Raw genomic sequence first — 8296 nt, 5'->3', positions numbered from 1 at the left:
TAGAGTCCAGAGGCAACACCGCGGGCATCTCCATACACCAACATTGCCGGTTGGCGCTGCAGCTAAAAGTCACACCACAATCTGGACAAGCGCGAGAGTGTTGTTGATTGTCTGTCATTACTGTTGCCCAAGGAGGAGCGGGTTTAGCTCTAGCTTAAGTGATTTTGGGCCAAGCTGCCAACGAGCCAAAATAAGCTTAGGCCATCGCTTGATGAATTTGTTGCCTAAACCAACTGTGGGCCGGGTCGTGATGATTACGATGGTGCCAAATTAGCGAATATTCAAAGGCTTCGCTATTAAAGGGCAGTTTAACAATGGCTAAGGGTCGTTGCTGCACCAATAACTGAGCAATCTTCTTTGGCAAGGTCAGAATAAAGCGTGTTTCACACAGCACTTGAATGGTGGCGTGATAGGACGAGGATTTAAATTGGATCTGACGCTGTAAACCTTGGCTGTGTAGGTAGTGGTCTATCTGTGAGTTTTTATCTGCCCCTGTTGTGACAATGGCGTGGGGATAGCGACAATAGTCTATGGCACTCGCCTGGCTGCAGCTTAAATACGGGTGTTGCTGGTGCATCAAACACACCAGTTTGTCGGTGCCTAAAGCGCTGGCATGTAGCTCGGTACTGTCTTTGGGAGGCAAGGTCATGCCTAAATCCACTTCGCCACTATGCAGCAATCGATAAGTGGTGTGATCCCAGTTGCATAGCTCAATGTTTAGTTGAGGTGCTTGTTGGTAAATGTCGCCAATCACCTTGGGGAGTAGGTGTTCACTCACATAGTCGGAAGTGGCGATGGTAAAGGTGCGCTGACAAAGGCTGGGTTCAAAACTTTGTTGATGTAACAGGCTTTCCACAGCATCTAATAGTGGGGCTACTTGGGCTTTCAGCTCTAAACCTTTAGGGGTGGCTTGCAAGTTGCCTTGTACGCGCACTAATAAGGGGTCACCGAATACTTGGCGTAATTTGGCTAGGTGTTTGCTCATGGCTGATTGGCTTAAATGCATTTTTTCAGCGGCCCGAGTAACGTTTTGCTCCTGCAATAAATAGTAGAGGGCGCTGAGTAGATTTAGGTTGATTTTTCCCAGTTGCATAATGTGCTCGTGTGTAGGCCTGTGCTTAGCTTACTTGGCTGTGAGCGCGCTGTATAGTTTGAATATCTTCGCTATTGATAAGTGTATGATTTAAATTTGCTTAATGGGCATTTATAACGTTTTCTCGTGGCCAAATGTCGATATTTCTTCATCTTGATTCATCCGTTTTTGATAAGTTTCGCTTAGCTCTCGAAAGTGAATTTTGGTAATGGTAAAACAAAAAAAAGTAATCTTTTGCCAATTTGCTGTGCCGCTATGATGAAAACGCTTACACAAGGTTTAATCAAGATGGACTTAAGGCGAAATAGCAATGCTTTCATATAAAAAATTATCTATTACTCAATTGATATTCGGCACATTTTCCTTGCTATGTTTGGTATTGCTGGTGATGGGGTTAGTGGCGTGGAAGCAAATGCAGAAAGCCGAAGCCACTATGGCCGATGTGACCGAGCAAGCTTTTCCTTTAATGGAGCACGCCAGCCAGTTATCGCGCAGTTTAACCGCGGTGGAGCGAGTACTCAATAATGCGATTCAAGAGCGCGATTTGCAGCGAGTTGAAACTTGGCTTGCCAGTTATCAGCAACGAGTACAGGAATATCAACAAACCGAAGCCGGAATGGCCACCTGGTTAAGCAATAATGGTGTAGAAAGCGAGCGTTTTTCGCTAGTTCAGCAACAAAACCAGTTGTTATTTAAGGATGCAGAAAAGCTTTTAGATCTGCATCAACTGGTTTTAGAAAGCGATAAGGTTTTAGCCGAGCGTACTGCAAGCTTTCAAGGTATTTCTTTGCGAATTAACTTGTTGTTGGGGCAGCTATTTGATGAAGACGACCCTAGCGTGCTTCGACTAATGTTAGAGGCAGTGGGTAACGATTTATCGACTATGCAGGTTGCCACGATTAACGTACTTAATTCTAGCGATCCCAATCAAGTCGCCGACGTGATTAAGAGTAATCGCGAAATGAAAGAGTATGTAAATGAAGACTTTAGTGAGTTTGCTCAAGCTAAGGAATTAGTGGGAGGCAAAAATAGCAATAAGGGCGAGCATGAGTTGGTGGCTCAGGTTCCATGGTTAGTTAATGAAGTCACCAGTGATGGGGGTTTATTGGGGGAATATCAGCGTTATTTAACAACTTTGCAGCAATTAATGGCGGTGAAGGAAGCGATTACCGAGCAATTGCAAACCGTGAATAATAACCTGAATCAACTGACCCAAGAGAGTCAGCAGTCCACGGGGCAGCAAATTTCCCAAGCCTCGGCTAGCATTTTGACGATGATCAGCAGCGGCGCAGTGGTGATTCCTCTAAGCATAATTTTTTGTTTCGTGATGGGCTTGAGCATTCAACGTTTGATTAAGGCACCATTGAAACAGCTTATCATTACACTTAAACGTTTGGCTGAAGGCGATTTAAGCCAACCTTGCCAATATCAAAGTGGTAACGAATTTGGCATGTTGAGCAAACAACTTAATCAAGTTATTGCCCAGCAACGCGATACTGTGACTATGTTGCGTAATAAGAGCGAAACCTTGGGGCAGGCCTCGTCGGTTAATCGCCAGCACGGTAAAGACATTATGAAGCAGTTGGACGAACAGCGTAGTCAATGTATTACGGTATCGGCTGCGATGACCGAGATGGAACAGGCGATTCAAGATGTGGCTCGTCGCGCCGAATCGGCGGCTCAGGGCATGCGTGAAATTAGTAATAGTACTCAAGATGGTGTGCAGCTAGCTGAACAAGCCTTGGCGAATAACCAAAGTCTTTCCGCCAACATTGCCAGCTCTACCGAGCGAGTGAAAAGTGTGAGTGAAAGTAGCAAGGCGATCTTTAGCATATTAGAAGTGATTGACGGCATTACTCAGCAAACTAACTTGCTGGCTTTAAATGCAGCCATTGAAGCGGCGCGAGCCGGTGAGCAGGGACGTGGTTTTGCGGTAGTAGCGGACGAAGTTCGCCAGTTGGCTCAGCGTACAGCATCATCCACCACAGAAATTCAAAATATGATTGGTGGCTTGCAACAAGACACCGAACTGGCAGTGAATGAGATTGAGCAGTGTAACCATAGCATGCAGTTGAACGCAGAAAATGTGCGCGCGATTAACCAGCAAATTGTTGAAATTAACCAGCACATCGAGCGCTTGTCTTTATTGAATGAAGAGATCAGCGTGGCAACCAGTCAACAGCAGACCACCAGTGAAGATGTTTCTTGCAGTATGGAGACCATATCTACTGCGGCGCAGAATAACTTAGCGGTGGTGACCGAGCTCAACCGATTAAGTGATGACTTAGAGTCGGTGGCTCAAGAGCAGGTTAACTTGGTTAACGGCTTTAAATTTGGCTAAAGCCTTGGTTAAACCGTACAACGCCACCCTAGGGTGGCGTTGTTGCTGTTATAAACCGTTAAGCAGTAAATGAGCGTTGAAAGCTTCAGCATTCATAAAGCCAGTAATTCGCGCTTGCTGTAGTTCCTCGCCTTGCGGATTAAATAGCAATAAGGTGGGCAAGCCTAATACCTGATAGTGGCTGAGCAACTTAATTGCGGTAGCGTTTGTCTGGGTGACATCGGCTTGAATCAGTACCATTTGTTGTAACTTAGCGGCTACTTCAGGTGCTTGAAAGGTTTCTTTTTCAAAGGCTTTACAAGCAGTGCACCAATCTGCGTAAAAGTCGACCAAAGCTGGCTTTCCTTGGGCCGAAGCTAGTGCTAACTGCTGCTGCATTTGTTCCAGATTGGCGACTTGAATAAACTCGCCTTGGGCTTGCTTCGCCTGTGGATTTAACCAAGGTAGCGCGGCCCAAGCCAAGCTCACGCTCATTATGGCTAACAGTAGCAACTGGCGTGCCGTTTGCCATGCGGTTAATTGGCTGAGGCGGTTTTGATGATAGTAGTAGCCGCAGCTGCCTAGTACTAATGCTAGCCAAAGCAGGCGAATCAACGACTCGGCTAAGAAACGCTCTAACATTACTATGGCGACGGCTAATAACATTACCCCGAAAAAGCTTTTTATATGGCCCATCCATACGCCTGCTTTGGGCAGAAGCTTGCCTCCACTGGCTCCTAGAATTAACAAGGGCAGCCCCATGCCAAGGCTTAGGCTATACAAGGTGAGGCCGCCTAGTGCTAGGTCGCCACTTTGCGCAACATAAATAAGTACCCCTGATAATGGGGCTGCGGTGCAGGGCGAGGCAACTAAGCCCGAAATCATGCCCATAATGGCCGCGCCAGAAACTGAGCCCGATTGTTGGCTATTACTTAAATTATTGAGCTTCTGTTGTAGGCTACTAGGTAGCTGCAGGTTATATAAGCCAAACATCGACAGTGCTAACACTACAAACAATAGCGCTAAGCCCCCCAAAATCAGCGGATGTTGCAAGGCTGCCTGAAATTGTAAACCGGCGCTGGCCACAACCAAACCCAAGGCGCTAAACGTAACAGCCATACCTTGTGCATAGGCTAGCGAGAGGGTGAAAGCGCGTTTGCCGCTAAGTTGCTGGCCTGCGCCAACTATGATGCCTGTGAGTATCGGGTACATAGGAAATACGCAAGGGGTAAAGGCCAAGCCAAGTCCCAATACAAAAAATAACAGTGTGTTTAGCCACAGTTGATTATTGGTCAGCCGTTCAGCTAACACCCATTGCTGGCTGCTAGGGATGGATTGCTGCTGGGGTGATAGTGTTTGCGGTTCTGCTGCGGCAACGGCTGGTTCTGCTGTTGTGCTAAGGTAGACGGGCTTTTGCTGAGGCGGGTAACACAAACCTGCCTTGGCGCAACCTTGGTAGCTGACCTGAATGTCACTGGCTTGAGCGAGTTGTTGTAGCGGCACACTAAATGACACATCCTGCGGATAGATTTGCACTTCGCCAAAATAAGGGTCGTTGTAGTTAATACCTTGCGGTAAGTATTGCGTGAGTTCGAGCGCTTGACCATCAAGGAGTAGCTGCATTTGCGCTTGATACAAATAGTAATTGGCGGCCACTCTCCAGCTTAAATGCAAAGCACCGTCTTGCTCAATAAAGTTGAATTCGAAAGCCTGATCGACGGGTAAGAATTGCTCCGCATTGCTACTGGGTTGGTTGTTATTTAGTCCAGGCAATTGCTCCAATAGGTTGTTTGCAAATACCGACAGGCTCCAACCGAGCGCAAATACTACTGTAAAGAATCGTTTAGCCATTTCAGGTAGTCACTCGCTCCTTGTTCAATTGGTAGTGCGATAAATTCAGGGCAATCGTACGGATGCTGTTGCTTAAAATAACATTGTAAAGCATGTAAATTGCGCAAATTGGTTTTAATTTGCAGCTGTACTTCCTTGCAAGACTCTATTTTTCCTTGCCAACAATAAATAGACCGGAGTTGCGGCAAAATATTAACACAGGCAGCAAGTTTTTTAACGACTAGTTGTTCTGCAAATTGCTGAGCGGAATCCAAGTCACTAAAAGTAGTGAGTACTAGGTAACAGGCGTTTTGCATGAGCATCTCCTTACACTGCGGCTTTGTTTTTAGTGTAGAAAGCCTGGCTAAAACTGCTAATCTGAAGGTTTAACCCTATATTGACTAAGACCTTTAAATTTGCACCCTGTGTCCCCATCTTTTAGGCTTAGGCAAGAAGCTGCACAGTTGCTTCTTCATGACCAAGAGGAACTACGCCTTGTTTTTATATGTATTTTTGTTGTTTGCTGGCTTGTCATATGCCGAGATCTACGTGTTGATCCAAGTGGGCAGTCAAGTTGGCGCACTGAGTGCGATAGCGCTTACTATTCTGACTGCGTTAGTTGGTGCATCTTTGGTGCGTAGTCAGGGCTTGCAAACGGCCTTTGACGCTCGCTCGGCAATGGAGCGAGGAGAGACGCCAGCTCAGCAAATGATTGAAGGATTAATGTTGGTGATAGCGGGAGCCATGCTGGTAATGCCGGGCTTTATTACCGACTTTTTTGGTTTGCTGATTTTACTCCCCCCATTACGAGCCTTACTTGCTACCAAGGTGCTTAAGTCACAAGCCTTAAAAATGCAATCGGTGCGTTTTCAAACACGCGGCCAAGGGCAAGTAAAAGACGCCAATCCGCCTAAACATGATGATGATACTCAGTCGGGTAAAACCATTGAAGGTGAGTTTGAAAGAAAAGATGATTAAAAAAAGAAGGGCGTTTCGCCCTTCTTTTTTTTCTTGGTATACGAGCTTAGTGCTTGTTAGTCACCACACGAGGGTTAGACCCCAAGGTGGTTGATAAGAAAAGATCAAACTCTTCAGAATGAAGGTGTGCCTCTGCTTCTTCTACACTGCCATGGAAAGGTAGGTAGACGGTTTTTTCTTTACTTAAAAGACCGCTCAAACGCTCAAATGCAATATAAATTTGTTGCATGATTTAGTTCTCCCACTGTAACGCTAGACTGGCGTAGCTTCTTGTTGCTTATATGTTGCAAGCTTGTTGCTATCTTCATCTAGTACGACCAGTGTTTGTGATCCTGCTCAAAATTTTGTCGCGTTTCAAGTGTTTTTTGTAAAATTTGCTACTGAAAATGTTTTCAACTTGACGCTAGTTAAATTTTTGAGACAAAAATCCGAAAAAAAATGTCATTTAGCCCTTGTGTGCAGATTTAACGCCCCCATCTTAATTTCAACATTAAAGCTTTGTAGCCCTTGGCTGCATTTTTTCAGACAAAACATGATTGTTTTATTTAAGGAGAGATAGCAATGAACATCCGTCCGTTGCATGACCGCGTTATCATCAAACGTAAAGACCAAGAAAGCAAATCTGCTGGTGGCATTGTGCTAACTGGCTCTGCTGCTGAAAAATCGACTCGTGGCGAAGTACTTGCCGTAGGTAAAGGTCGTCTGCTTGACAACGGTGAAGTCCGAGCCTTAGACGTAAAAGTTGGTGACACTGTTGTATTTAATGAAGGTTACGGTGTTAAAACTGAAAAAGTAGACGGCGAAGAAGTACTGATTATGTCTGAGTCAGACATTCTCGCAATTGTAGAATAATCTCCCTTTTTTCTCGTTAAGAAAAAGCTGAACAAATTTAGGAAATAAATCATGGCAGCAAAAGACGTATTATTTGGAAATGACTCACGCAGCAAAATGCTTGCGGGTGTAAACGTATTAGCAGATGCAGTTAAAGTAACTTTAGGCCCTAAAGGTCGTAACGTTGTATTAGACAAATCATTTGGTGCTCCAACCATCACTAAAGATGGTGTTTCTGTAGCGAAAGAGATCGAACTTGAAGACAAGTTTGAAAACATGGGCGCTCAAATGGTGAAAGAAGTTGCTTCTCAAGCCAACGACGCTGCTGGTGACGGTACTACTACTGCGACTGTACTTGCTCAAGCTATTGTAAATGAAGGCCTAAAAGCGGTTGCTGCGGGCATGAACCCAATGGATCTTAAACGTGGTATTGATAAAGCTGTTGTTGCCGCGGTAGAAGAACTAAAAGGTTTGTCTGTACCTTGTGCTGATACTAAAGCGATTGCTCAAGTAGGCACTATTTCTGCGAATGCCGATGTCACCGTGGGTAACATCATCGCTGAAGCAATGGAAAAAGTAGGTAAAGAAGGCGTTATTACCGTTGAGGAAGGCCAAGCGCTAACTGACGAGCTTGACGTTGTTGAAGGTATGCAGTTTGACCGCGGTTACCTATCTCCTTACTTCATCAATAACCAAGAGAATGGCACGGTTGAATTAGACAACCCTTTCATCCTGTTGGCTGACAAAAAAATCTCTAACATTCGCGAACTGCTACCTTTGCTAGAAGCCCTAGCTAAAGCAGGTAAGCCGCTATTGATTATTGCTGAAGATGTTGAAGGCGAAGCCCTAGCAACATTAGTAGTAAACAACATGCGTGGTATTGTTAAAGTGTCTGCGGTTAAAGCGCCTGGTTTTGGTGATCGTCGTAAAGCGATGCTGCAAGATATTGCTATTTTGACCAGCGGTACTGTTATTTCTGAAGAAGTAGGTTTAGAGCTTGAAAAAGCCACCTTAGAAGATTTAGGCAGCGCTAAGCGTGTGGTTATCTCTAAAGACAATACCACCATTATTGATGGCGTAGGCGAAGAAGCGGCGATTCAAGGTCGTGTTAGCCAAATCCGTCAACAAATCGAAGAAACTTCTTCTGATTATGACAAAGAAAAACTTCAAGAACGCGTGGCCAAATTAGCTGGCGGTGTAGCGGTAATTAAAGTAGGTGCTGCTACTGAAGTTGAAATGAAAGA

General features: G+C 45.2%; 8 protein-coding genes. 4 read left to right on the top strand and 4 right to left on the bottom strand.

Annotation, left to right across the window (positions count from 1 at the left end):
- Positions 1-196 precede the first annotated feature (196 nt).
- Positions 197-1093, bottom strand: coding sequence for a LysR substrate-binding domain-containing protein (locus ACQY6Q_RS04080; protein WP_427978187.1), 897 nt, complete (start codon positions 1091-1093; stop codon positions 197-199).
- A gap of 310 nt (positions 1094-1403) precedes the next feature.
- Between ACQY6Q_RS04080 and ACQY6Q_RS04075 the strand changes: the two genes are divergently transcribed.
- Positions 1404-3434: a methyl-accepting chemotaxis protein gene (locus ACQY6Q_RS04075; RefSeq protein WP_427978185.1), complete on the top strand. Its 2031-nt coding sequence runs from the start codon at positions 1404-1406 to the stop codon at positions 3432-3434.
- A gap of 48 nt (positions 3435-3482) precedes the next feature.
- On the opposite strand, the gene ACQY6Q_RS04070 is transcribed toward ACQY6Q_RS04075, so the two are convergent.
- Positions 3483-5264, bottom strand: a complete 1782-nt coding sequence (locus ACQY6Q_RS04070) for a protein-disulfide reductase DsbD (RefSeq protein WP_427978183.1) — start codon at positions 5262-5264, stop codon at positions 3483-3485.
- Positions 5240-5560 (bottom strand): divalent-cation tolerance protein CutA, encoded by a 321-nt coding sequence (gene cutA, locus ACQY6Q_RS04065; protein WP_427978181.1) that lies wholly within the window; start codon positions 5558-5560, stop codon positions 5240-5242. The genes ACQY6Q_RS04070 and cutA overlap by 25 nt, the downstream gene beginning before the upstream one ends.
- 157 nt (positions 5561-5717) lie before the next feature.
- Between cutA and ACQY6Q_RS04060 the strand changes: the two genes are divergently transcribed.
- A complete protein-coding gene (locus ACQY6Q_RS04060) occupies positions 5718-6221 on the top strand; it encodes an FxsA family protein (protein WP_427978178.1) in 504 nt (167 codons plus the stop codon).
- Positions 6222-6267: 46 nt separating this feature from the next.
- Here the strand turns inward: ACQY6Q_RS04060 and ACQY6Q_RS04055 are convergent, their stop codons facing one another.
- Positions 6268-6450, bottom strand: coding sequence for a hypothetical protein (locus ACQY6Q_RS04055; RefSeq protein WP_427978175.1), 183 nt, complete (start codon positions 6448-6450; stop codon positions 6268-6270).
- A gap of 332 nt (positions 6451-6782) precedes the next feature.
- Here ACQY6Q_RS04055 and ACQY6Q_RS04050 point away from each other — a divergent pair, with 332 nt between their 5' ends.
- Together ACQY6Q_RS04050 and groL are read left to right on the top strand one after the other, a co-directional pair.
- A complete protein-coding gene (locus ACQY6Q_RS04050) occupies positions 6783-7073 on the top strand; it encodes a co-chaperone GroES (protein WP_427978173.1) in 291 nt (96 codons plus the stop codon).
- A 51-nt stretch (positions 7074-7124) separates the two neighbouring features.
- Positions 7125-8296: chaperonin GroEL (groL, locus tag ACQY6Q_RS04045; RefSeq protein WP_427978171.1), on the top strand; the 1172-nt coding region annotated here is incomplete at its 3' end.

Origin of the sequence: Agarivorans sp., assembly GCF_050295395.1 — a bacterium.
In the GTDB taxonomy this organism is placed as follows: Bacteria; Pseudomonadota; Gammaproteobacteria; order Enterobacterales; family Celerinatantimonadaceae; genus Agarivorans.
This window is presented reverse-complemented; position numbering and strand designations above follow the sequence as displayed.